Origin of the sequence: Microbacter margulisiae, assembly GCF_014192515.1 — a bacterium.
GTDB lineage: Bacteria > Bacteroidota > Bacteroidia > Bacteroidales > Paludibacteraceae > Microbacter > Microbacter margulisiae.
Genome location: NZ_JACHYB010000001.1, coordinates 2,167,158 through 2,191,557, shown reverse-complemented (window position 1 = coordinate 2,191,557; position 24,400 = coordinate 2,167,158). Strand labels below are relative to the sequence as shown.

Annotated in this window: 23 protein-coding genes; 14 read left to right on the top strand and 9 right to left on the bottom strand. The window is 41.2% G+C overall.

Going from position 1 to position 24,400, the window contains the following annotated elements; translation table 11 throughout:
* The first annotated feature begins 9 nt into the window (after nucleotides 1-9).
* The 5 genes from FHX64_RS08975 (at nucleotide 10) to FHX64_RS08955 (ending at nucleotide 3,427) form a co-directional block, all read left to right on the top strand.
* Nucleotides 10-825, top strand: coding sequence for a metallophosphoesterase family protein (locus FHX64_RS08975; RefSeq protein ID WP_183413433.1), 816 nt, complete (start codon nucleotides 10-12; stop codon nucleotides 823-825).
* Nucleotides 826-954: 129 nt separating this feature from the next.
* Nucleotides 955-1,665, top strand: a complete 711-nt coding sequence (gene pyrH, locus FHX64_RS08970) for a UMP kinase (RefSeq protein WP_183413432.1) — start codon at nucleotides 955-957, stop codon at nucleotides 1,663-1,665.
* Between the two features lie 65 nt (nucleotides 1,666-1,730).
* Nucleotides 1,731-2,573, top strand: coding sequence for a pantoate--beta-alanine ligase (gene panC, locus FHX64_RS08965; RefSeq protein ID WP_183413431.1), 843 nt, complete (start codon nucleotides 1,731-1,733; stop codon nucleotides 2,571-2,573).
* 43 nt (nucleotides 2,574-2,616) lie between these two features.
* A complete protein-coding gene (gene panD / locus FHX64_RS08960; protein ID WP_183413430.1) occupies nucleotides 2,617-2,967 on the top strand; it encodes an aspartate 1-decarboxylase in 351 nt (116 codons plus the stop codon).
* Nucleotides 2,968-2,983: 16 nt separating this feature from the next.
* Nucleotides 2,984-3,427, top strand: coding sequence for an alanyl-tRNA editing protein (locus FHX64_RS08955; protein ID WP_183413429.1), 444 nt, complete (start codon nucleotides 2,984-2,986; stop codon nucleotides 3,425-3,427).
* Between the two features lie 671 nt (nucleotides 3,428-4,098).
* On the opposite strand, the gene FHX64_RS08950 is transcribed toward FHX64_RS08955, so the two are convergent.
* Together FHX64_RS08950 and FHX64_RS08945 are read right to left on the bottom strand one after the other, a co-directional pair.
* Nucleotides 4,099-5,262: an IS4 family transposase gene (locus FHX64_RS08950; protein ID WP_183412237.1), complete on the bottom strand. Its 1,164-nt coding sequence runs from the start codon at nucleotides 5,260-5,262 to the stop codon at nucleotides 4,099-4,101.
* Nucleotides 5,263-6,003: 741 nt separating this feature from the next.
* Entirely contained in the window at nucleotides 6,004-6,894 is an 891-nt protein-coding gene (locus FHX64_RS08945) for a glycosyltransferase family 2 protein (RefSeq protein WP_183413428.1), read from the bottom strand.
* Between the two features lie 268 nt (nucleotides 6,895-7,162).
* Here FHX64_RS08945 and FHX64_RS08940 point away from each other — a divergent pair, with 268 nt between their 5' ends.
* The 4 genes from FHX64_RS08940 to FHX64_RS08925 all read left to right on the top strand — a co-directional run bounded on the left by FHX64_RS08940 (nucleotide 7,163) and on the right by FHX64_RS08925 (nucleotide 11,247).
* Entirely contained in the window at nucleotides 7,163-8,050 is an 888-nt protein-coding gene (locus FHX64_RS08940) for a LysR family transcriptional regulator (RefSeq protein ID WP_183413427.1), read from the top strand.
* A gap of 72 nt (nucleotides 8,051-8,122) precedes the next feature.
* Nucleotides 8,123-9,151 (top strand): YeiH family protein, encoded by a 1,029-nt coding sequence (locus tag FHX64_RS08935; RefSeq protein WP_183413426.1) that lies wholly within the window; start codon nucleotides 8,123-8,125, stop codon nucleotides 9,149-9,151.
* 116 nt (nucleotides 9,152-9,267) lie between these two features.
* Nucleotides 9,268-9,948, top strand: coding sequence for a two-component system response regulator PhoB (gene phoB, locus FHX64_RS08930; RefSeq protein ID WP_183413425.1), 681 nt, complete (start codon nucleotides 9,268-9,270; stop codon nucleotides 9,946-9,948).
* Between the two features lie 39 nt (nucleotides 9,949-9,987).
* Complete coding sequence (locus FHX64_RS08925) at nucleotides 9,988-11,247, top strand: sensor histidine kinase (protein ID WP_183413424.1); 1,260 nt, start codon at nucleotides 9,988-9,990, stop codon at nucleotides 11,245-11,247.
* A gap of 34 nt (nucleotides 11,248-11,281) precedes the next feature.
* Here the strand turns inward: FHX64_RS08925 and FHX64_RS08920 are convergent, their stop codons facing one another.
* Together FHX64_RS08920 and FHX64_RS08915 are read right to left on the bottom strand one after the other, a co-directional pair.
* Nucleotides 11,282-12,106 carry a TIGR02757 family protein gene (locus FHX64_RS08920; RefSeq protein WP_246392358.1) on the bottom strand — a complete coding sequence of 275 codons (825 nt, stop codon included), beginning with the start codon at nucleotides 12,104-12,106 and terminating at the stop codon, nucleotides 11,282-11,284.
* Between the two features lie 4 nt (nucleotides 12,107-12,110).
* Nucleotides 12,111-13,172, bottom strand: coding sequence for an SGNH/GDSL hydrolase family protein (locus FHX64_RS08915; RefSeq protein ID WP_183413423.1), 1,062 nt, complete (start codon nucleotides 13,170-13,172; stop codon nucleotides 12,111-12,113).
* A gap of 546 nt (nucleotides 13,173-13,718) precedes the next feature.
* Between FHX64_RS08915 and cls the strand changes: the two genes are divergently transcribed.
* The 4 genes from cls (at nucleotide 13,719) to murC (ending at nucleotide 18,279) form a co-directional block, all read left to right on the top strand.
* Nucleotides 13,719-15,161: a cardiolipin synthase gene (gene cls / locus FHX64_RS08910; protein ID WP_183413422.1), complete on the top strand. Its 1,443-nt coding sequence runs from the start codon at nucleotides 13,719-13,721 to the stop codon at nucleotides 15,159-15,161.
* Nucleotides 15,162-15,266: 105 nt separating this feature from the next.
* Complete coding sequence (locus FHX64_RS08905; RefSeq protein ID WP_183413421.1) at nucleotides 15,267-16,271, top strand: NAD-dependent epimerase/dehydratase family protein; 1,005 nt, start codon at nucleotides 15,267-15,269, stop codon at nucleotides 16,269-16,271.
* Nucleotides 16,272-16,366: 95 nt separating this feature from the next.
* Nucleotides 16,367-16,870 carry a DUF4251 domain-containing protein gene (locus FHX64_RS08900; protein ID WP_183413420.1) on the top strand — a complete coding sequence of 168 codons (504 nt, stop codon included), beginning with the start codon at nucleotides 16,367-16,369 and terminating at the stop codon, nucleotides 16,868-16,870.
* A gap of 20 nt (nucleotides 16,871-16,890) precedes the next feature.
* On the top strand, nucleotides 16,891-18,279 hold the full coding sequence (gene murC, locus FHX64_RS08895) for a UDP-N-acetylmuramate--L-alanine ligase (protein ID WP_183413419.1): 1,389 nt from the start codon (nucleotides 16,891-16,893) through the stop codon (nucleotides 18,277-18,279).
* Between the two features lie 27 nt (nucleotides 18,280-18,306).
* Here murC and FHX64_RS08890 read toward each other — a convergent pair whose 3' ends face one another.
* The 4 genes from FHX64_RS08890 to FHX64_RS08875 form a co-directional block, all read right to left on the bottom strand.
* Complete coding sequence (locus tag FHX64_RS08890) at nucleotides 18,307-19,260, bottom strand: DUF4435 domain-containing protein (protein ID WP_183413418.1); 954 nt, start codon at nucleotides 19,258-19,260, stop codon at nucleotides 18,307-18,309.
* Between the two features lie 3 nt (nucleotides 19,261-19,263).
* Nucleotides 19,264-20,097 carry an AAA family ATPase gene (locus FHX64_RS08885; RefSeq protein WP_183413417.1) on the bottom strand — a complete coding sequence of 278 codons (834 nt, stop codon included), beginning with the start codon at nucleotides 20,095-20,097 and terminating at the stop codon, nucleotides 19,264-19,266.
* 147 nt (nucleotides 20,098-20,244) lie between these two features.
* The gene (locus tag FHX64_RS08880) at nucleotides 20,245-20,844 is read right to left on the bottom strand and encodes an exosortase/archaeosortase family protein (protein WP_183413416.1); all 600 of its coding nucleotides are present in this window, start codon (nucleotides 20,842-20,844) and stop codon (nucleotides 20,245-20,247) included.
* Nucleotides 20,845-20,852: 8 nt separating this feature from the next.
* Nucleotides 20,853-21,761, bottom strand: a complete 909-nt coding sequence (locus FHX64_RS08875) for an ATP-binding cassette domain-containing protein (RefSeq protein ID WP_183413415.1) — start codon at nucleotides 21,759-21,761, stop codon at nucleotides 20,853-20,855.
* A gap of 162 nt (nucleotides 21,762-21,923) precedes the next feature.
* On the opposite strand from FHX64_RS08875, the gene FHX64_RS08870 reads away from it, so the two are divergent.
* On the top strand, nucleotides 21,924-22,838 hold the full coding sequence (locus FHX64_RS08870; RefSeq protein ID WP_183413414.1) for a YitT family protein: 915 nt from the start codon (nucleotides 21,924-21,926) through the stop codon (nucleotides 22,836-22,838).
* A 97-nt stretch (nucleotides 22,839-22,935) separates the two neighbouring features.
* Here the strand turns inward: FHX64_RS08870 and FHX64_RS08865 are convergent, their stop codons facing one another.
* Entirely contained in the window at nucleotides 22,936-24,324 is a 1,389-nt protein-coding gene (locus FHX64_RS08865; RefSeq protein ID WP_183413413.1) for an aminopeptidase P family protein, read from the bottom strand.
* Nucleotides 24,325-24,400 lie beyond the last annotated feature (76 nt).

The window sequence follows — 24,400 nt, the reverse complement described above, 5'->3', positions numbered from 1 at the left end:
TTATTTTAGATGAAACGCTTCTCCTTTTTTATATTGTTGCTGGTCATTGTTTATCCGCTTGCCACCTTTGCACAGGAAGCTTCCCATGCGTTTCGGTTTGCCCTGATCACCGATATGCACTTAAAGCAAAATGATCCGAAAAATACGGAAACACTCCGGGAGGCGGTGAAAGATATCAATACGGAGAAAGATCTATCCTTTGTCCTTGTGGCGGGTGACATTGCCGATAAAGGAGATCGTCCTACATTACTTACGGCTAAAAAGCTTTTCGATCAGTTGGATGTACCTTATTATGTTGTTCCGGGAAATCATGACACACGCTATTGCCGCACGGATACAACTACCTTTGATTCTGTATTCGGCTATCATCATTTTGCGTTTACCTTTCAGCATGTCCGTTTTATCGGTTTTAATACGGGACAGGGCAATGGCGTCAATACGGGATGGGTCAGCGATGGAGAGATGCGTTGGATAAAGAGCCAGTTGGAAAAGACGGACAAGACTCAACCACTCTTCTTTGTGACCCATTTCCCGCTCAATCCTTCTGATGTGGGCAACCGGGATGTTTTCCTGAGGATGGTAAAACCGTATAACGTTGAGGCGATACTCGGAGGACATTATCACCGGAATGTTTTTTTTAGCGAAGATGGTATTCCCGATGTGTTGACACGGACTTTACAAAGTAATGCCGTTTTGCCTGCCGGATATTCACGCATCGAAATAGATCACGCCATCCGTTTTTATGAAAAGAAGGTGAATGACAATCTTCCTTTTTTGTGGTTAACTTTGCCTTTCCACGCGGTGTTTGTGCAGCCGGTGAACTAAGAAATCTGAGGAATAGCATTCTCATAAAAGAGTTTCTTTTCATTTTATGCTGTCAGGTTCAATAAAAATAACGAACTTTGCACCGCAATAAATCAAAGCGGATTAACATCCGGCAATAGAATAGTGGATATGGCTACTTATAAACGTATTTTATTGAAAATCAGCGGAGAGTCGTTGATGGGAGAGCAACAGTATGGTATTGATGCCCAACGCTTGCAACAATATGCCGAACAAATCAGAGAGGTAGCTGCTCAGGGCATTCAGGTTGCCATTGTCATCGGCGGAGGAAATATCTTTCGTGGATTGAGTGGTACCAGTAAAGGTTTTGATCGCGTAAAAGGGGATCAGATGGGCATGTTGGCAACTACCATCAATAGTCTTGCATTAAGTTCCGCATTGGCATCACTGAGTGTAAAGACGCGGGTGCTAACGGCAATCCGGATGGAACCCATCGGCGAATTTTACAGCAAACAGAAAGCCATTGAATCTCTTGAAAGAGGTGAGATTGTGTTGCTGGCAGCCGGGACAGGAAATCCGTTCTTTACTACCGATACCGGATCTTCCTTACGGGCCATCGAGATCGAAGCCGACGTAATGCTGAAAGGTACGCGCGTGGATGGAATTTATACGGCAGATCCCGAAAAAGATGCCACTGCGGTGAAGTTTGATGAAATCACGTATGACGAAATTTATAAACGTGGCCTTAAAGTGATGGACCTGACTGCTACTACCATGTGTAAAGAAAATCATTTGCCCATAGTTGTGTTCAATATGGACAAATATGGAAATTTGAAGAAAGTGCTTAATGGTGAATCTATTGGTACTTTAGTGAAAGAGTAACAAATGATTTAATTCCAGCCCGCTACGATAACGATCGGAATGCGGGTATTAAAAAGAAAATCATCATGGAAGTTTTTTTAACCATTGCTGCTTTACAGGCAGCGCTTTCGGAAGCGAAAGCAAAAGGCTTCGGAGTAGGCTTGGTGCCTACAATGGGAGCATTGCATGCAGGACATCTTTCATTGGTGCAACATTGCGTAGCCGACAATGATGTAACTGTGGTTTCTGTGTTCGTGAATCCTACTCAGTTTAACGATAAAAATGACCTACTGAAATATCCGCGCACACTTGATCAGGATGTTGAATTACTTACTCAGGCAGGTTGTACCTATGTTTTCGCTCCTTCCGAAGCGGAAATCTACCCGGAGCCAGATTCACGCCAGTTTGATTTCGGACAATTGGGCGGTGTGATGGAAGGAAAGTTCCGTCCTGGTCATTTTAACGGCGTTGCGCAGGTGGTAACACGATTATTTGACATTGTAAAACCGGATCGGGCTTACTTTGGAGAAAAAGATTTTCAACAACTAGCTATTATCCGTCATTTGGTGAAGCAATTGCAAATTCCGGTGGAAATTACCGGATGTCAGATTGTACGCGAAGCGGATGGGTTGGCTTTAAGCAGCCGTAACAGCCGTTTAACCCCCAAGCAAAGGAGTAATGCTCCCATTATCGCGCAAACACTGTTCGAAAGCCGCAAGTTTGTATCTGACTGGTCGGTCTCTGATGTCAAAAAATGGGTGATCGAGACCATTAACGGAGTGGAAGAAATGAATGTGGAATATTTTGAGATTGTTAATAGTCAAACGCTTCAACCGATTGCCGACTGGAACGAGTGCGATTGCGTGGTGGGTTGTATCGCTGTCTTCTGTGGCGATGTCCGTCTGATTGATAACTTACATTATTTGTAATTTTGCAACGTGATGTTGCCTGTTTATTTAAAAATTTAGTTTCATGCAAATTGAAGTATTAAAATCCAAGATTCATCGTGTGACGGTGACGGATGCCAATCTGAATTATATCGGGAGTATAACGCTTGATGAGGATTTGATGGATGCCGCTAATATGATTGAGTTTGAAAAAGTTCAGGTTCTGAATATTAATAACGGAGCTCGTTTCGAGACGTATATCATTAAAGGGGAACGGGGTAGCGGAACCGTATGTCTTAACGGTGCTGCAGCCCGATTGGTACAACCGGGTGACGTAGTTTTGGTTGTTTCTTTTGCTCAGATGGACTTTGAAGAAGCGAAGACGTTCAAGCCCACGATTATTTTCCCTGATACCGCTACCAATAAACTGGTCTAACCCTTTGGATCTGCCTATGGAAGCTCCGAAGAAACTTTATTATGAGCCTATGCACACAGCCGAGCATATTCTGAACCAGACCATGGTCAGGATGTTTGGTTGTGGACGTTCGCGTAATGCCCATATTGAACGCAAAAAGAGCAAATGCGATTATCTTTTGCCCGAAGCGCCTACCGAAAATCAAATCACAGCTATTGAAAAGCAGGTTAATGCGGTGATTGATTCCCACCTGCCTGTCTCCATTTCTGTTATCCCGAAAGAAGAGGCCTCTTGTTTCCTTGATTTATCAAAATTACCGTCCGATGCAGGTGATACAGTACGGGTAGTTCGTGTTGGCGATTATGATGCATGTGCCTGTATCGGAATGCATGTGGAAAATACTTCCGAGATCGGCAGGTTTGTTATTTTGAGTCATGACTATCAGGATAATATTTGGCGTGTCCGGTTTAAGCTAGAGTGACATCCTTCTCAGGATCAGAATTTTCAGAGATTTAGAATGATCAGAATGTGTCTGTTACTTCTGTCATTCCCTAATTTCTGGGATTTTCCCTCTTTTGATGCAATTTATTCAACGTATATCCCTTCATTAGTTCATGTTATCGCTTTGATCAAACTTCCGTTGAAAAGAGTTGGTTGTTGTTCATCCATTTGAAATTCTAATCTCTCTATTTCACTCGTTTCTTTCTGCCAAAGCAGACGCTCTTAACCTTTATCTTCTGGTAATTTTTTTTGCATTTGCTTATTGAGACAGATTACTTCTGTCTTTCTGAGGAAGCGAAGTCTCCGATACAGAGGGAGGTTTTGTAGTTTCTATTCGTAAGCTTTTAGTGAAAGTTTCTGATATATACCAATATAGTTTTTTCGATCAAAGCTGCTCTTTACCATTATCAAGTCATCTCTTAATGTTTAAAGTTCACCTTTTTCTTCCTGTGTATTGATCTTGACAATGATGGACATAGCATAATCAGGAAACAAGCTATGTCAAAGTTGCTATGACCAGTAGCACGCTTGCTAAGAAGCTCATTTCTGTAACTTGAGTAGACACTTTAGCGTCTACAGTATTCACTGTAAAGATTAGAGTATATACTTTAGAACACTAGTGTCCACTAAAAAAACGGCACTGTATAAATATTAAAAAGCAAATAAACTTGGTTCACTTGAACCGCATCGTTCATTGAAATTGTTGAAGTTAGATTTGTTGAGCAAATCATTTATGTTGGCTTTGTCCGTTAGTGACATGCTGAGAATCTGAAGCATTTCGTAGATGGAGCATTCCATCTTCAAGTCATGATGCACAATAGCTACCAAGCAGTAGGCGGTAATAGCCGAGTAAATCTGGATCCTGACAGCATTCTCAGTTACGCCCCAAAACTTTTGGATATTGAGGTGTTGCTTCATCCACTTGAAAAACAGCTCGATCTGCCATCTGTTCTTGTAAAGCAGCACGACTTGCAAAGCATCAAGACTAAAAGCATTGGTTAGGAATGTAAACACTCGGTCTTGCTCTTCGTCGTAGAAGACAATTCTTCGTATGGGCTTCGGATAATGCCTTTCGCTCATGTAACCAGTGAATGTCACCACGGAATCTGAGAGGATGTTTTTCGGCATCCTTCTCTTCCATCTGACTGCCTTGCACTGTAGATTGTTCTTGGCTCTGACCACAAATAATGACCTGATTTCGTTGATTCTAAACAATCGTTTGAAATCGTTGTACCCGCGGTCAAACACATAAAAAGATCCTGGTTCATAGGGAATCACATCCATCGCGTTTACGTCATTTACCGCAGCAGGAGTGATATGGAAGAACATTGGGATCTGAGTTTCCAGGTCAAACAGGGTATGGATTTTAACTCCACCTTTTGTCTTTCTGAAACGAGCCCATTGATAAATGTTCATACATAAGTCAATGGTCGTTGAATCAAAGGCATAGACTTTACCTCCAAGCTTGAAGATGTTGTCCATACGTTTTGATTGAGCTTTGCCAACCATGTAATAGGCAAACTCTTCAAAAATGCGATAGTCCCGATTGGTATTTGCCTTGGAAAGATTGCTTAGCTTGACATCACTGCCAAAACCCAGATGATATCCTTTACCCCTATGCGCACCGATAGCCATCGCCAAATCTCTCAGACTCCTTCTGTTGCAAAGTTGTCCGAACATGAGAACAAGCAGCTGATTCCAACAGGTAAAAGACTTGATATAGCGGTTTCCTTGGTGCTTGTCTACAATGTGCCTGAATTTATCGGCATTAAGAAACTCGACTAATTGGGCGAAAACGAACTTCTCTTTATGCATATCGTATTGAATATCAATACAAGGATAAATTGAAATCGTCGCACCCAAGAAATCGCTGTAACTATCTAACTTTCAATATTTTCAAAGATCTTTTGCAATTTTTTAGTGGACACCAATGACTTTAGATATTAAAGTAAACACTATAAAATTCCCAAATCCAATCAATAATTCTTTGGTATATATCCAATAGATTATAAATCAATACGCGGTACAAACAATCAACACTGCACAATGCAGAAATATCCTTTAACCGATGTTGGTGAGGTTGTCATTTTGGATATTGAACTAGATTAGAATCGTATAGTAGACAGATAATTTTTCATCCCATAAGATTTGTAATTCAACAGGACATAATTCCACACAATTATATCATGCAGGAGTTGTGTTTAAGCAATATCTGAAAGCAACAAAGGCGGATGATATGCCCTATTTTACAGGATAAGCTTATTTAGATTCAGAAAAATAGAAACGAGTATTATAGTAATACGCGTTATCGTCAGATTGACATTGCCTGTTTGAGTGTTTTCAATAGCCAGTCCTTGTTGACTAATATGCTGGGAAAGCATATAAAGATTATCAAAACCAGCTATATTAGAGAATTTCAGATTGACAGTGGAGTTGATAGGTTGAATTATAAAGTGAATCGTATAGTGCTGAGCGTTGATGGGTTAAAACGATTTGCGTCTCATCTGATTTGTAAAAACGATGAGTGAAACATTAGCAGATCGCTGTTTCTGGTTTCTACGAAAGGCGTCTTTTCAGGCTATTTCCAATTTTTTTTGCGGTATAATGGAGCGAATCTTTTGGTTCGCTACGTTCTCCTTCAAATGGTTTTCCAATAGAGAGGAAATGATAGTAGAAAGTACGCGCTGTCATTTGCCATTTATCCAGAAACTCTTTCTTTCCGTCTTTATTAGCTTCTTGAGGGAGTTTTCCTGTCGACTTTGACATGAAGTGGTACACGCGGCTGGCCGATATTCCTTTGAAAAGTCGTACGCCTGCCTGCCATAGTTTCATCGAAAAGTCCGGATCAGAATACATACCCGGCGAAAATTCGATGCTATATCCTCCTACCAGATGCCAGATATTCCTGTGTACTACGTTTGGAGGCCATGATGCACCGTTCCAGTCGTGAAATTGGAAGGACTTATATTCTTTTAGCAATCGTGCTTCGTCAAAATGGGCAGGAGATGTACCGTAATTTGCCGGAGCAATCATGCAATGACAACGTGTTTTATGTGGTTCGATCAGCGTAGACGAAAAGAAGAAATATTCCGTTTGGCATGCCTGTATTTCATCGTAAAGATATTTATCCCAATCAGGACAAACATACATGTCATCATTCATATAAGCAATATAATCGGTAACGGCTAATGCTGCAGCGGCATTCAGTGCATAACAAACGCCTATGTTCTCGGTGCTGTGAGTGTAGGCGAGCTGTTGTTGCTGCACCCATTCCAGTGTTCCATCATGACCTTCGTTGATATGAATGATGATTTGATGTTCAAATCTGCTGTTTTTCCGGATACTCTCCACACAAAGTTTTAGGAACGGCAGATTATTCCATGAAGGAATCAGAATGGAAAAGAGCGGCTTGCCTGTGACAGGAAAAGATTGCCGGGTAATGTTCATAAGAATAAAGTGTGAGTTGAAATGATATGTTCCGGATTAGCCTTTTTTAGGGAAAGATATTCGACATACATTTTGCGTGTGCAAAACTACAAAAAAGTCGTGATTACCTAAATGCCTTGAAACCGGAGGAATCTTCTCATTTTGAAATTTTACGGACTTCATTTATGCAACAAAAAGGTTACTTTTGTCTTTGTCATTTGTGGAATTCCATTAACTTCTTAAACTACCATCTACTCTTAATGATGCGTTTTTTCTCAAACTGAATGGTATGGACTATCGTGAACGTGTTTTTATGACGGTTGCTGAGCATCTTAGTTTTTCCAATGCTGCTTCCGTGTTGTTCATTTCGCAGCCGGCAGTCACAAAGCATGTGAAAGAACTGGAGCAAAAATTCGGTATTGCGCTGTTTGAGCGAAAGGGAAACCATGTATTCCTGACCAAAGCAGGAGCTTTGCTGTATGATCATTTGCAAAAAATTGATCAATTATATTCTGAATTGAATGATGAAATCAGCTCACTCAAAGGAGAAAGCGAAGGCACATTGCATTTGGGTGCAAGTTCTACGATAGCACAATACGTTCTTCCGAAAATATTGGCCGACTTTCAGCGAAGGCATTCAAAACTGCATATCTCGGTCGTTTCGGGTAACTCTCTGGCCATGGAACGATTGCTTCTCGACCGTGAAATTGATATCGCCCTTGTTGAAAACGGATCGGGGAACGCTGCCTTGCATTATTTACCCTTTATGGAAGATCGTATTGTCCCTGTAGCCGGCACAACCAGTGTTTACGGTAGAAGAGGACGCCTTTCCGTGCAGGATTTGCAATCGGTTCCCCTGATTCTCAGGGAGCAGGGCTCCGGTACGCTGCAAACCCTGATGCAGTCGTTTAATCAATTGGGTATCCAAACAGATCAACTGAATGTATTGATCCGTCTGGACGCAACGGAAGCGATTAAAGATTTCCTACGCCATGCAGAAGGCATTGCTTTTACCTCTGAACGTGCTATTGTGCAGGAGCTTCAATGGGGATTTCTCAGAAAAATAGAGATAAAAAACGTAGTTATCAAACGTTTCTTTCGTATTGCACAATTACCTGAACCAGCGTTTAGTTATCAACATAAATTTATTGATTTTGTTATTAGCTATAACTTGTAGTTATTGATAATAACAAAAAAGAATGGGTTGGATTGCTGTGCAAAAGCTACCTTTGCGCAAAAATTAACAGATATGGAAGCAATTTCAACCCATGCAAAAAAAGCAGTACGTAAGCGTCGTGCTCATTTTTACACAGCCTTGGGGCATGTGTTTGTCATTTCATTAGCCGCTCTGGCAATCGGTCAGATCAAGTGGATCACCGCTGCTGCCATCTCCCCGCTGATCATCGGAACATTGATAGGGATCGTGGTTGGCCCTTATTACCACAAAAGAAAACGAATGGCAAAAGGGATCAATTATGCCGCCAAACAATTATTGCGTTTGGGGATTATCCTTTTTGGGTTTCGTGTCAGTGTCAATGGTATTGCCAGTCTGGGAATACATGGCGTATTGATGGGCGTCATCGTAGTGGCTGGCATTTTCCTCCTCGGGACATGGCTGGGGAAGAAAGTTTTTAAACTGGATAGCGAAACCAGTATGCTAGTATCGTGTGGAAGCGCTGTTTGTGGCGCTGCCGCCGTGTTGGCTTTGGAATCGACCTTACGTTCGGCGCCTACCAAAAGCTCTATTGCCGTAGGAACCGTCATTGTGTTTGGTATTTTGTCGATGTTCCTCTATCCTATTGTCTATCGGTTCGGATGGGTTCCGTTCAATCATTACTGGGAAGGATTTTATGTCGGGGGTACGTTGCATGAAGTTGCCATGGTGGTAGGAGCCGGAAGCGCTATCGCTCCAACGACGTTGAAAGTGGGCGTTGTGGTGAAGATGATTCGGGTGATTTTGCTTGTTCCCCTGTTGTTTGGAGTATCATTATTTGGAATGAAAGGCAAAGGAGGTAAAATTACCGTGCCCTGGTTTGCCTTGGGCTTCCTGGCATGTATCGGTTTGAACTATTATATTCCTTTTCCTCATGTCATTCAACAAATCATCACATGGGTGGATACGCTTTTATTGACAATGGCAATGACCGCACTGGGACTCGAGATGAAATGGAGCAAATTCAAAGAAGCCGGAGGAAAATCGTTTGCTTTGGCAGGAGTGCTTTGGGTTGTACTTATCATTGGCGGTGCATTTCTGGTATGGGGCATCAGCCATTTATAAGAAATCTTTTCATATAGTCCGGACGGCAGAAGATATGCATATTCTTTCTGCCGTTTTTTATTTATAGTTTAAAGATTCTTGGTTATCTTTGCATCAACAAGTTAAACATTATCGGTATGCAAAATACTTACTCGTTACTGGTTGTGGAAGATGAACCTGATTTGTGTGAGATTCTTCAGTTTAACTTGGAAAATGAGGGATACCATGTTGAAGTGGCCTATTCGGCAGAAGAAGCCCTGAAAAAAGATTTAAGCGGCTTTCATCTTTTTCTGCTGGACATCATGATGGGGCAGATGAGCGGACTGAAGCTGGCTCAGATACTCAAAAGCAAGGACGAAACCAAGGATATCCCGATTATTTTCCTGACTGCCCGTGTTACCGAACAGGATATGTTGCGCGGATTTGAAGCCGGTGCTGACGATTATATCGTAAAGCCTTTCTCTGTCAAAGTGGTTGCTGCCCGTGTGAAGGCAGTTATTAACCGTTCCGTGAAAATTTCAGAAGATAACATTGTTACATTCAAAACATTATCCGTTGATCTGACTAGCAAGAAAGTGAAGATTGATGATATCGAAATTGTTTTAACCAAGACGGAATTTGAACTTCTGGGATTGTTTATCCAGAATCCTGCCAAAGTCTTTTCACGGGATGTTATTTTACAGGAAGTATGGGCAGATGATGTTTTCGTGACGGATAGGACGGTTGATGTACACATTACCCGGCTTCGTAAAAAAATTGCTCCTTATGGAAGGAACATTGTGACTCGTTCCGGTTATGGCTATTGCTTTTTGGAATAACTGGTGAAACACTGTTGCCCCGATAAATCTCCTCTATCCTTGAAAAAAAAGATACTTATATATTATCTTCTTCTTTTTCTGGTTTTTGCCATTACGATACTGGCGTTTCAGTATCACCGGGAAAAGCTTTACAAGGCTGACTTGCTGAATACCGTTTTAAATGACACCAATGAAATGGTGTTCCATTCCATTGCTGAACACAAAGGTTCGTTGTCACATCTTGATTCATTAGTTGTGTTGCTACCTTATACTGATCAACGGGTAACAGTTATTAGCTTGAAAGGTAATGTTTTGTATGATAATGTGGTGAAAAATGTATCTCGCATGGAGAACCACTTTGAACGTCCTGAAATTGTCTTAGCCCGCGAACAGGGGAATGGATCCGACATTCGGACGTCACACACGACAGGGAAACGGTATTATTATCACGCGACATTGTTTAGCACCTGCTATGTACGTTCTGCATTACCCTATGATGTAACGGTCTCTTCCTTGTTATCGCCCGATAACCTTTATTTTTATTTTTGGTTGCTGCTAACCTTTGTCGTGACAGCCGTGCTGTTTTATTTCTCCAATCGATTTAATGAGCAATTGCAACAATCACAACTGGAACATGATGCTACTATCCGGCGAAGGTTAACACACCAAGTGGCACACGAGCTGAAGACCCCTTTAAGCAGTATTATCGGTTATATGGAGACGTTGCATGAGAACCCGACGCTTCCTCTTGAACGACAGCAGTTCTTTATTAACCGAAGTTTTGCCCAAGCACAGCGATTGAATCAGTTGTTACAGGATATTCTGTTGCTCAATGAGCTGAATGAAGCTCCCCAAATGGTCGACATGGAAGCAGTCTGCCTGAATCCCCTTGTAGATCAGGTATTGGAAGACGTGGCATTGCGGCTGCAGCAAAAGACCATTCATGTGGAGACGTCATTGGGAGGAGAAATCTGGCTTAAAGGGAACTCCATGCTGCTTTATTCCATCTTTCGTAATCTATTAGACAATGTGATTGCATATGCCGGTGAAGGAGTGTCGGTGCGTATTGCACGTACCGAAGAGAATACATCCCATTTCTTTTTTGTTGTTTCCGATAATGGAACAGGAGTGGCAGAGGAGCATTTACGCCATCTGTTCGATCGTTTCTACCGTGTTGATAAAGGCCGTTCCCGCAAAACCGGCGGAACAGGACTGGGACTTTCTATAGTCAAAAATGCCGTTGAATTGCATCATGGCGTTATTTCAGTCCATAACCGCGTTGGAGGTGGACTTGAATTTCATTTTTCATTGCATAAATAATACATCCTACTCCTGTTGATAGATAGGTCTGGAATTATTTCGTTATGAAAGGTATCCCTTCAAAGGCTTCAATGCCAAACAGGGCATAATCATATTTTATCGGATCTGTGCAATCGAAGGTACGCAGGATGGAGGTTACCTCTTCGACAGCTTTCCAATCGTTTTGTTTCCGGGTAAGAAGTCCAAGCGCCCTTGCAACATTACCTGTGTGTACATCCAGGGGAAGCATCAGTGCTGAAGTTGGAATGTGCTTCCATAATCCGAAGTCAACTTCATTTTCATCGTGCCGCACCATCCAACGAAGGAACATATTAAGTCTCTTGGCGCTTGAATTGGCAGATACATCTGCAATATGCTTGCGGACACGTGGTTCATGTGGGATTGATAAGAAGCGGGTACGAAAAGCCTGTAACGTTCCCTCTATGGCTTCTTCCTGCTGGAATCCTTCATTGAAAACATGCTCCATCCCACCGTGATTTCTATAGATATTTTGCAGAGAATGAATAAAAAACAGGCAGTCGTCCCCATTGAAGGTTCGGTGCACAAACTGTGCAATCCTTGACAGATCGTTGTCCCCGGCATAATATAAAAAATCATGAGGAGCATTATCCATCATCTCTATCAGACGTTTGGCATTCCTGATGATATTTGTCCGTTGCCCCCATGATAACGTCGCCGTGAAGAATGCTGCAATTTCAATATCTTCTTTTTTGGTAAACTGATGTGGCACCTGAATGGGATCAGTTTCGATAAACTCTTGCCGGTTATAGCATGCTACTCTTTCGTCGAGAAAAAGTTTGATTTTCTGCAGGTCGGTGGTTTTGGTCATATGGTTGCTTCTTCGAAATGTTACCATCATGGCGTTACCAGTGCATCAATTTTTTGAGATACTGCGTCAATTCATGTGCCATTAACTGGTGTTGCATTAAAGTGGGATGCGAGGCGCAACCACCGTGATAGCGTTTGCTGAAAAAGAATTTGGAGACTCGTTTATCTCCACTTGCATTCAGCCTTTCAGCTACCATACTGATATATCCTTTCAGCACAGGAGATAATGTTGAGTCTGCCATAGGACTTGAAAGCAATACAATATGAGCTTTTGGATAATCTTTACGCAGGGTATGGATGAAATCGATATAGGCATTGCAAAATTTAGTGGCATCTTGTATTCCGTCGTTTTGTCCAAGACAGATTGTAACGACATCCGGTTGATATTTTTCAAAATTCCATTGGAGTGAATCATCCAGCAGGTCGATTTTGTCAAATATTTGGGGCATGACAAATTTCAAGCCGCAGCAACTATGAATTAATCCTATTCCTGAATAGGAAGTAAGGTGATATTGAGCATCTAATGTTCTGGCTGTAACCGGTCCGTAGCTTAAATAGGAATTGTGCTCGTCGTACCATTCCCCTTTGCCGCAAGGGATTTCACTCTGGTCGCTGCCGGTACCGCATGTGATGGAGTTTCCTATGAATTCGATTTTTCGTTTTGGAGGAACGGGATGTGGCAACAATTCATGGCATGTGGCACCGTTGAATTGTAAATACCCTATATTTGATTCGGTCGTTTTACAGATAATCACCGTGTGGACGGTATCTTTCAGATGATCTCCCACGGAAAGTTCATTTTGGGCGGATGATAATTTGAATCTAGAGTAATGTCCGTCGACAATAAATTGTACATAATTGAAAAAACGGTCATACAAATGTTCGTCAGTCAGGTTGACCGTACAGGCATTCCCCTTAAATCTGAAAATGATTTGAGCTCCGGGAACCCAAAAAGTAGGATGATCGGGATTAGAGAAATCTCCGCGTCCCATATAGAAAAACCGAGGATCAGAAGCTTTGTAAAACGTCATACTTTCGGACGCAAAAGTAAACAATGTGCTGCAAAAAAGAAGCATAGAAAGAAGTAATGCTTTCATGAGATTATAATTTATTTTTGATTACTATTTGTGATTTTGGCTAAGACGCTGAATAATAAACAACCGGAAGTTAAAGAAGTTCCGAAGTTAAGGAACACGAATGCAATGAACAATTGAAAATGAAGATTTGCAGTTAAAAAGTTCTGGAGATAACTATATAATAAATAACAGGTTGGTAGATAATAGAAATCTGAAATTAAGAAAACCACGAAGTTAAAGAAGAACTACCGGGTAATAGTGAGAGTTCTTCTTTAACTTCTGATCTTCCTTTAACTTCTCTAACGTCATGTTTCTTCTAGCGTACAAATGTATAGATGAATATTCTGATTTCATAATATTATTCCTGCAATGAATGATACTTTCTCTTCAGCAAACACAATGTGCGGGAAGAACAGGCTGAACAAAAGGGTAAAACAACCTGCGATAATATTATGAAATAAAGTTCCATTGGAAACTTTCGTCTTTCTCTTATTGAAATTCCATGAAATAACCTTATTTTTGTTGTCACTACATTAGAAGTCAATCTTCTATAACCACAAATCGACCATGTTGTATTTTGATACTGTATCAGGTTGGCTTTTGGTGGCAATTTATCTTTTTACGGTGATACCCACTATCTCAGTGATTTTATTGGAGAACAGAAATCCGGTAAAATCACTTTCCTGGATATTGGTGTTGCTTTTTTTGCCATGGTTGGGCTTTGTTTTGTATCTTTATTTCGGACAGGATTATCGACGGCAGAAAATTGTTTCCAGAAAAAGTATCCGTCGCCTGGGAGAAATACCGAAAATTAGGGCGGAAGAGGCTGATCTGGAAAATAAAACGCTCCCTGTTCATCATCAATTGCTGATTCGTTTGTTACAAAAGAACAGTGATGCTTTCCCTTTTTGCGGTAATAAGCTTGTTGCTTACGGCGATGAGAGAGAAACGTTCAAAAGGCTGTTCAGTGTGATTGCCAATGCCAAACATGAGATTAATGCCGAGTTTTATATTATTGAAAATGATGTCGTCGGGAAGCAATTCCTTAACCTGTTAATGCAAAAGGCGCTTGAAGGGGTTAAGGTGAGATTGATTTTCGATTATGTAGGAAGTTTTCATTTCAAAAGATCCCTGCAACGGACCCTCCGGAAAGCAGGTATTGAGATTTTTCCTTTTCTACCTGTTCATTTTAAGGTTACCTTGCGCCGTAACAGGGTGAATTATCGTAATCACCGTAAGATTATTATTATTGATGGCGAGGTTGGCTTTACAGGCGGCATCAACATGGCAGCCCGTTATCTGGTTGGAAACAAATTGGGACGTTGGCGCGATACTTTTCTCGAAGTTGACGGACCTGCTGTCTATGGATTGCTTAATGCATTCCTTATCGATTGGTATTTTGTGAGTAGGGAGCTGCTGAATATCGAAAATCTGTATAGTAATATTCGAATACACGATAACCTGAATGTTGTACAGATTGTTACGAGCGGGCCTGACTCCGATTGGGAGAGCATTATGCAGGGCATTGTCTCTGCCATCAACACAGCTACAAAATATGTCTATGTGCAGACTCCATACTTTATGCCGACCGAGGTTGTTATTTCCGCTCTTCAGATTGCAGCGATGGGAGGAGTGGATGTGCGCGTGATGCTTCCTGAACGTACCGATACCTGGATGACACAGTCGAGCAGTTATTCCTATATCACGCAATCGCTTGAGGCAGGCGTGAAGATTTACCTTTACCGAAATGCCTTTTTACACAGTAAAACTATTGTTATTGACGATCATTTTTCTACTGTAGGATCAGCTAACATGGATTTTCGTAGTTATGAACAAAACTTTGAGCTCAATGCTTTTGTTTTTGATCACGAAACCGCTGTAACGCTTCGCGAGTTTTTTGTTGCCGATCAGCAACAATGTTCCGAGATCACGCTTGAGCATTGGCAGCAACGTCCTCTTTCCACTCGTATCAAAGAATCTTTCGCACGGTTGTTTAGTCCGCTGTTGTAAGGAAAATTCTTTCTCTCCTGTTTCATTTTGATAAAAAATTGCGGCAAAACCCTGTCGAAAAGATGTACCTTTGCAATACTCAAGTAAAGAATAATTATATTACCTATGAAAGTCCTTTTTATCGGGGGAACCGGCAATATCAGCACGTCTGTTTCTCAGGCAGCTTTAGCTAATCATATCGAACTATTTCATCTTAATCGCGGATCAAAACATATGGATGGCGTCACCTCGCTACGAGCCGATATCCGAGATGTGGAGGCTGTGAAAACAGTGTTGAAATCGCACACGTGGGATTGCGTGGTTGATTGGATAGCTTTTACTCCTGACGAAGTGGAACGCGATTTTCAGCTTTTTCACGGGAAGACACGCCAATATATCTTTATCAGTTCGGCGTCGGCGTATCAAAAACCGCTTTTAATGTCTGTCATTACGGAATCAACTCCGCTGAAAAATCCTTTTTGGGATTATTCCCGGAATAAGATTGCATGTGAGGATTTGCTGGCCAAACATTACCGGGAGGATGATTTTCCGGTAACTATCGTTCGTCCTTCGCATACGTACCGCAATATTATTCCTGCAACATTGGGAGGTTCTGCCGAATATACTGTTGTAGACCGCATCCGGAAAGGTTTACCTATTGTTGTACATGGTGACGGCACCTCACCCTGGACGTTAACGCATGCGGATGATTTCGCCAAAGCTTTTATCGGGCTTATAGGCAATGATTATGCTATTGGGGAAGCGTTTCATATTACCTCCAACGAGGCATTGAGTTGGGATCGCATTCACCATTATCTGGCTGAAGCGGTGGGTTGTGAAGCAAACATTGTACATGCGACTTCCGAAGCTATTGCAGCGATAGCCGATGCAGAAGGGATTCCTACAGTAAGAGGATCATTATTGGGTGACAAGTCCTATCCTGCTGTCTTTGATAACACAAAGATCAAACGGTTTGTCCCTTCGTTTAGGGCTTCCATCCCTTTTGCGCAGGGCATCCGCCAAACGATTGCCTGGTTTGAAGCCGACCCTGCACGTATGATTGTCAATGAGAGATCAAACCACCTGATCGACCGGATTGTAGAGTCTTGCCGGATAAGGGCTGATCAGTAGTTTGTATTTTATCAATAAGTTACATTTGAAATATCACCTGTCATGGAGTGCCATGAATCCCCGTATATTCTTAGTCTAAACAATAAAAATGAAACATGAAAGCAACAATTTTGATGCTGGGCGGCCTGTTGCTTTTTTCTCCTTTTGCAACAGGACAACATAAAACCAGTGTAACGAAAAAAGAAGCAAAGGCGATGCGTATTGAACAGGCAGTGAATCATCGCCATCTAACGATTAGTGTTAATCAGGCTATCCCGATGGGACACCCGTCTATTAACCTGACTTCCGATTATTGGGTGCGATTAAAGAATGATTCCGTCTGGGTTTATTTGCCTTATTATGGCCGTGCTTATTCGGTTCCTTACAATGGAGGTGGGGGATTTGACTTTAAAGGTATACGCAAGAACGATCAAATTACCCAAAAAAAGAAGCAAGGCTATACATGGCAGTTTTCGGTACAGACAACCGAAGATAATTATCAGTTCGACTTGTGGATTTCTCTCGATGGATATGCTTCTATTTCGGTAAACTCCAACAACAGACAACCGATCAGTTATTATGGAGAATGCACTTTGCCTGACAAGGCTTCTACCAGATAAAAATCACTCACAACAAGCAAATGACTTATCAGCACTATTATTTTATTGGAATCGGCGGTATCGGAATGAGCGCTTTGGCTCGTTATTTTCACGCCAAAGGGTGTGATGTCGCCGGCTATGATCGTACAAAGACTCCTCTAACGGAACAACTAGCACAGGAAGGGATTGTCATTCACTATTATGATGATGTGAAGGCAATTCCTTTTCTTTTTCTGGATAAAACAACAACATTGGTTGTCTTTACCCCTGCCATTCCTGCAGAACATTCCGAAAAATGTTTCTTTGAACAGCATGGTTTTACGTTGATGAAACGTGCTGCTGTTCTGGGAGAGATTACACGCAGCCAGAAGGGTGTTTGCATTGCAGGAACTCACGGTAAAACGACAACCTCGACCATGACGGCGCATTTACTACACCAGTCTGGGATTGATTGTAGTGCCTTCCTTGGCGGCATTTCCAAAAACTATGATTCCAATCTTATGTTATCTCCTGATAGCGATTATGTGGTGATTGAGGCTGATGAATTCGACCGTTCTTTTCATCATTTGTCTCCTTATCTGGCTGCTATCACGGCTGCCGATCCCGATCATCTGGATATTTACGGTACTCCTGCCGCTTTCCGTGAAAGTTTTGAACACTTCACTTCCCTTATTCAACCTAATGGGGCTTTGGTGATGAAAAAAGGGCTTCCACTTACTCCTCGTTTGCAAAGCTCAGCCCGTCTCTATACCTATGCGGTAGAAGAAGAGGCCGATTTCTTTGCCGATAATATCCGAATTGATAATGGTGAAATATGGTTTGATTTTCATGCTCCAGGTGAAGTCATTCCTGATATTTTGTTGGGCGTTCCTGTTCCCATCAACATTGAGAATGGCACCGCTGCCATGTCGCTAGCCTGGCTGGCAGGTGCCAAAGCTGAGGAGTTACGTGCGGGAATGGCCTCATATGCTGGCATTCGTCGTCGTTTCGATATTTTATTTAAGAATGAAAAAGTTGTTTTTATCGATGATTATGCGCATCATCCCACTGAATTGAATGCCAGTATCCGCTCTTTGAAAAAAGTTTACAAAGGGCGTACGGTATGTGGCATTTTTCAGCCGCACCTTTATACCCGTACGCGTGATTTTGCAGACGAGTTTGCCAAAGCATTATCCCAATTGGATGAGGTGATTTTACTGGATATCTATCCTGCCCGTGAGTTGCCTATTGAAGGGGTTTCTTCACAAGTTATTTTTGATCAGATTACAGCTCCTCACAAGACTTTATGTTCAAAGGAAGAGTTGTTGCCCTTGTTGGAAAAGAAAGATTCATTTGATGTGTTGGCTACCTTTGGTGCTGGAAATATTGACCAGTTATTACCGGGGATTCAGCAGATGCTGCAAAGACGTTATAAACATGTAGAATGCTAATAAAAAACAATTAGGACTATTCGTATATTACTCAAAAAACTCACGAATTTCTTTCCCAATTTTTTGAATTTCAGGATATTCATCAAACATTATGTGATTTAATAATGCTACTTTAAAACAAACTGTTCTGTCATATAGTTTTTGTATAGCTTTTGTGTCATTGAGCTTCTTTTTTTCTAAACTCAATAATTGTTCATCAACGGCATTCCCTATTACGCAAATAAGATTGTACAAATTGTGTCCACGAACGTATAAATAAGCATTGTCTGAGTGTAATCCCAAATTTTTATAATAGGCTTTTGTATTTTCTATATCAGTGTTCGGATATAGCGTAATAAGTTGTTGAACTTTTTGTTGGTATCTTTTATTAAGTTCTTCAATAATAGCTTGTCCGTTATGATTAATATCATAATTATCAATGCTTTGTTGTAAGGATATTAATCGAATGAATTCAGTTTTTGAAAATAGAGATTTTTCATGTTTAAGAAAATACAGATGCCATATTAAAGTTTCATAAAGAACGTGGGAATACGACAGTAAGAATGCATCAAAGTCAAAAATGTTATTTTTTAGTTGAGTTGCATTTTCACAAATAGCATTTAACTCTTTAGGATAACAATAATGATTTTCAATAGAATATGTATAAGTCTGAAAAATAAAATGGCTAGGATTGATATTTGGTTCTTGCATTAAATAGCGATAATCACTGTCAATGCAGATAAAAAATTGTTTATTCAGATAAGGTACGTATTGCAGGCAGTGATTCACTCCAGTTGCCTCTTTACCTGCAGGAGTCTTCGAATGATATATGAAATTAAACTTCTTTGTGTTAGATGTATAATGATCGAATAATACTTCCCAGAAACTAGCATCGTCAAAATCTTCTACATGTATACTCGCTACGCAATGTAATTGAAGTGCTTCTCCGGCAAAGTGTATGGCCCAATATTGATAATGATTTGCAGGACTAACTGGAATCATATTTTATTTTTGAAATAATTGTTCCATAAAAGTTATTTTATCTCCCCATCCTTTCCCAAAAAGACTTGGAGAATGAGTAGCAATAATTAACTGACAATTTGGATTCAATTCACGTAGTATTTTTATTAAATCTTGTTGCCAACTAATATGTAAAGAAATCTCAGGTTCATCCATTAATAATACATAAGGTCTGTTGTCCATGAGAAATACTTTGAAAAGAATTAACAGCAATTGCTTTTCTCCTGATGAAAGTTGTTCTAAATAAATTGTCCCAGTATCGCTTTTGAAAACAATATTGTTTTTGTCATCTATTTCGATTTGCTTGCCAGTATAATTAAACAACGTATCTATCAATGAAAAAAATCTTTTTATCCTTTCGGTAATTTCTTTTGCTTTGCTGCTGGAAGTCGTTGCCATTAAGCGATAATCATTAAAAGAATGCCCTCCCGTTTGAAGGATAAGTTGTTTAAGTTCAATAGTTAATGGACTTTCGTCTTGTTTGAGCTTATTTTTGTTTACTGGTATATCAAAAGTATTGATGGTGGTAAATAAGCGTTGAACAGAGCTTGTGTTTGTGATAGAATTGTTTTCATAAGTTATTGAAAAATCGTCACATTCAATACTGACTGTTTCGATACCCATTTTTTTTAATGCATTTTTATCAAGAGAAAAAACAGAATTGACTATATTTAATAGAGTTGATTTTCCACTCCCATTAATACCAACCAGAATATTGACATCAGGATGCAAGTTATCCCAAATAACATTGTGTAACCCCCAGAAATTGTGGATTTCTATTTTTTTGATGTGGTAATTTGGTAAAGTATAGTTTTTCATCAGTAAAAATACATTTATAGTACAAATATACTTATTTCAATGAAATATTTCTGTTTTTGTTATGATTATATCTCTAATTTCTGGGATGGAAGAGTAAAACGCTCATCGTCTCTGTTGATGTGTAGATACGTAATTAATTTGTTGTATCTATTGTGAGGCGCTGTTTTTTTTCAGAGGACGAAGACGAAATACTTCCTCCCACAATACCCACAACAGGAAAATAAGGAAATAGAAGGAGTATTTGAAGATAATCTTGTGTGCCAGGTAGAAATAGTGAGGATGATAGGCTAAAACCATTCCGATAGCACTGATGCGGATCACGTTGAAAGTATGCAGGATAGGAAATGCCGCTAAAATGTACCACCATTTATGTTTCCAGGGACCACGACTGAATGCAATGATGCACGTATAGATAAATGCCTGCTTCACGGCGGTACAACCCCACGCTACATCGCTTGCCGTCCCGTTGCTAAAGGTAAACTCGGTTGCATGCCGGATTCCGAAAGGTAGATCAAAGAGTACATAAACGAGGCTTACCACTCTTACCACTTCATGCTGTATTTTTATAAAAGGCCATGAGATGTTATATCCAAAAAGAGATACATAAGAATCATAGTCTCCGTCATGTACGAAGGTTTTCCATGTCCAGTTGGCCAGCATCATGATAACAAAAAACAAAATAACCCCTTGATAAGGAGCTATGCCGTCCCAGCGGTTTCTGAATTTGGTCAATTTGAAGAATGCCATAGTACTTTTTATTTCAATGTCAATTCTTTAAATACTTCTTCCATGCTGTGTTCCTGCTGCTTCAATGTCAGGATCACATATCCGTAGGCTACTGCAAACCGGAATAAATCGGCGCGTACATCTGCAGCGCTTTGTACATGATAGAGCGTCGGGGAGAGTGCTTTGGCATCTGATACGTTATCGATGCTCCGTAATGCCTCTGTGCTGACCGGACGATCAAACTCCACTATTGTTTCATAATGTCCGTCGTTTATATCGTGCGTAAGCATCTGTTCGGTTCCATCGGCTACGATATGTCCCTGATGAATAATGATTACCCTTTGGCAAAGCGCTTTTACCTCTTGCATAATATGCGTTGAAAACAAAACCGTTTTCTCCTGTCCCACCTCCCGGATCAACTGACGGATCTCTTCAAGTTGATTGGGATCAAGTCCGGTAGTCGGTTCATCCAGAATCAATACATTGGGATCATGGATCAATGCCTGAGCAAGTCCTACCCGTTGCCGGTATCCTTTAGATAACTCTCCGATCCGTTTTTTATACTCATGTGTTAATCCGGTTCGCTCAATCATTTCGTCAACACGCGGTTTTGTACGGCGACCCAGATGATACATTCCGGCTACGAAGCGCAGGTATTCTTTTACATACAGATCAGGATAAAGCGGGTTGTGTTCGGGCAAATAGCCAATCATGCGGCGAACTTCCACGTTCATTTCATTCATTCGTTGCCCATTAACTTCGGCAAATCCATGGTCGGCTGCCAGAAATCCCGTAGCAATTTTCATCAATGTTGATTTTCCGGCTCCGTTCGGTCCCAGGAAACCTGCAATTTCTCCCCCGTTCAGGCGAAAGGAGACGTTCTCCAGGGCAGCCTGCTTCCCATAATATTTACTTACCTGATGAATGGCCAAAGACATGATTTACACCTTTAATTGTTGTATCTTTGCAGTCGCAAACAAAACAATCTTAACTTGCTGTTTTACCGAACAAAAGTAGTAATTATTTTGAAGTTTGGTACTTATTTCAGGGATAGGATTAGCAAACGGCTATAAAACAATTTTTGGAAACAGATTTTATTCATGCAACTTCAAAACATTAAAGGAATACGCATCCCGGAGCATGTAAATAAATTACGTCCGACCCGCGAGTCTGTTCGCGATCATTTGCTTATTGTGATTGGTCTGGCTATTTATGCTTTTGCGTGGAAGGGGCTATTGTTGCCCCATCAAATTACGGGTGGTGGTGTTACTGGTATCAGTGCATTGCTTTATTACGCTTTCGGTACCCCGATTTCAATTTCCTATTTTATTCTCAATTCTATTTTATTGGTTATCTCTATTAGATCCATTGGCCTCACTTTTAGTCTGCGTACCATCTTTGGTGTTGGAGTGTTAACCTTGCTTTTTTCGATTATCCCGATTGTTCCCAAAGGAACTTTTATCAATGCGAATGATTCATTCATGGCATGTGTAGTGGGAGGAATTCTTTCGGGGATTGGTATTGGCATGGTTTTTATGTCGAACGGAAGTTCGGGGGGAACCGACATCATTGTAAAGATGCTGCATAAATACCGTAATGTTACCTTGGGTCGCGCCATGGTCTATTGCGACGTATTGATCATCTCTTCGTCCTATCTTATCTTTGGAAGTATCGAAAAGGTGGTGTATGGTCTGGTTACCATGGCGGTCTATTCCATTACGGTGGATACTATGATCAACGGGGTGCGCCAATCGGTACAGTTTTTCATCATCTCCCGCGAATATGAAAAGATTGCCGACCGTATCAATACTGATATTCACCGCGGTGTTACCATTTTGAACGGTGAGGGATGGTACTCGCACGAACCGGTAAAGGTGATTATGCTTATTGCACGCAAAAATCAGTCTCTTGCTATTTTTCGCTTAATCAAAGAGATTGACCCTGATGCTTTTGTCTCCCAGGGATCTGTTATTGGTGTGTACGGGGAAGGCTTTGATGCATTTAAGGTAAAATAGGAAGCTTTTTGTCTCCTGTTTTTTGGACCCCCCTTTTTCCAAATCTCGTCTTTTCCCTCTTTGCAAAGCGACTGATTATGTTTCTTTTTTTATATCACTATTGGTTTCGTATGGCTTCCACCTCTTCCACTGTTTTGGGTTTTACTTTGGTGCCAAGACGGCGAGCTCCGGTTGATGTCATCATGTAATTTTCTTCATTCCGAATGCCCCCAAATGTTCTAAACTTTTGTACTTCCTGCCAATTGATGAATTCCGTAAATTTTTCTTCGTCCTGCCATTTATCCATCAACTCCGGAATGAAATAGATGCCCGGTTCGATGGTAAATACATGCCCTGCCTGTAACGGCTTTGCCAGTCGGAGTGATTTCAAACCAAACTGTGTGCTTTTGGGCTCGCCGTCATAACCCACCCAAACTTCTCCGAGATTTTCCATGTCGTGTACATCAAGCCCCATCATGTGTCCCGTTCCGCAAGGGATGAACAGGGCATGTGCTCCGGCTGCCACGGCTTCATCAGTGTCGCCTTTCATTAGTCCCAGCTCTTTCATGCTTTCGGTAATGGAGCGACAGGCGGCAAGATGCACATTTTTGAAAGGAGCATTGAATGCTAAAGCGTCAATAGCAGCCTGATGTGCCTTCAAACTCATTTCGTAAACCAGTTTCTGCTGGCTTGTGAAAGTTTTATCTACTGGGAAGGTACTTGACAAATCGCCTGCATAATGACTTCCCGCTTCTGCTCCTGCGTCAAGCAGGAAGAGATCGCCACTTTTAAGGATGTTGCCATGATAATGGTTGTGTAACGTCTGCCCATTAATGGTGGCAATGATAGGAAATGATATTTCACAGTTAGCCGAATGGGCGATTTCATAGACCCGTGCAGCAATTTGTGCTTCCGTCATTCCGGGACGGGCTATTTGCATGGCTGCGGTGTGCATATCTACCGATAAATCGACTGCTTTTTCGATTTCAGCTATTTCTTCGTCGGTTTTTATCTCACGCTGGCTAATGACAGCCCGGACTAATTCCAGCGATGCCTTTTGATCAATAGTTTTGGGATGCAAACCCAACAGTTGATGAAATAGCAACATGTGTTCCGAACGATAGGGGGGAAGAAAATGTACTTTATGTCCTTTCCGAATGACTTCTGTGACGACATGTGTCAGTTCTTTCACCGGTCTGACATCTGTAATCCCCCCTAAAGAAGCTCTTTCGGAAATGGTGGGTTGCGGCCCCATCCACACGATATCATCTATGGTATAATCATCCCCAAATATAATCTCCCGATCGTTGTCAATGTCGATTATAGCTACCAACGAGGGAAAATCAATGCCAAAATAGTACAGGAAAGTACTGTCCTGCCGGAAATGATAGCCGTTGTCGGCATAATTCATCGGACTCTCATCGTTTCCGGGAAGCAGTATCACGCCGGATCCGATGATTCCGGCCAATGTCTTGCGTCGTTGAATGTACGTTTCTTTGTTGAACATAATATTTTGTTTTTAGTCCCTTGCGGGAATTGTATTACTGATCACTGAAAATGTATTGACATCTTCCATTGATGTC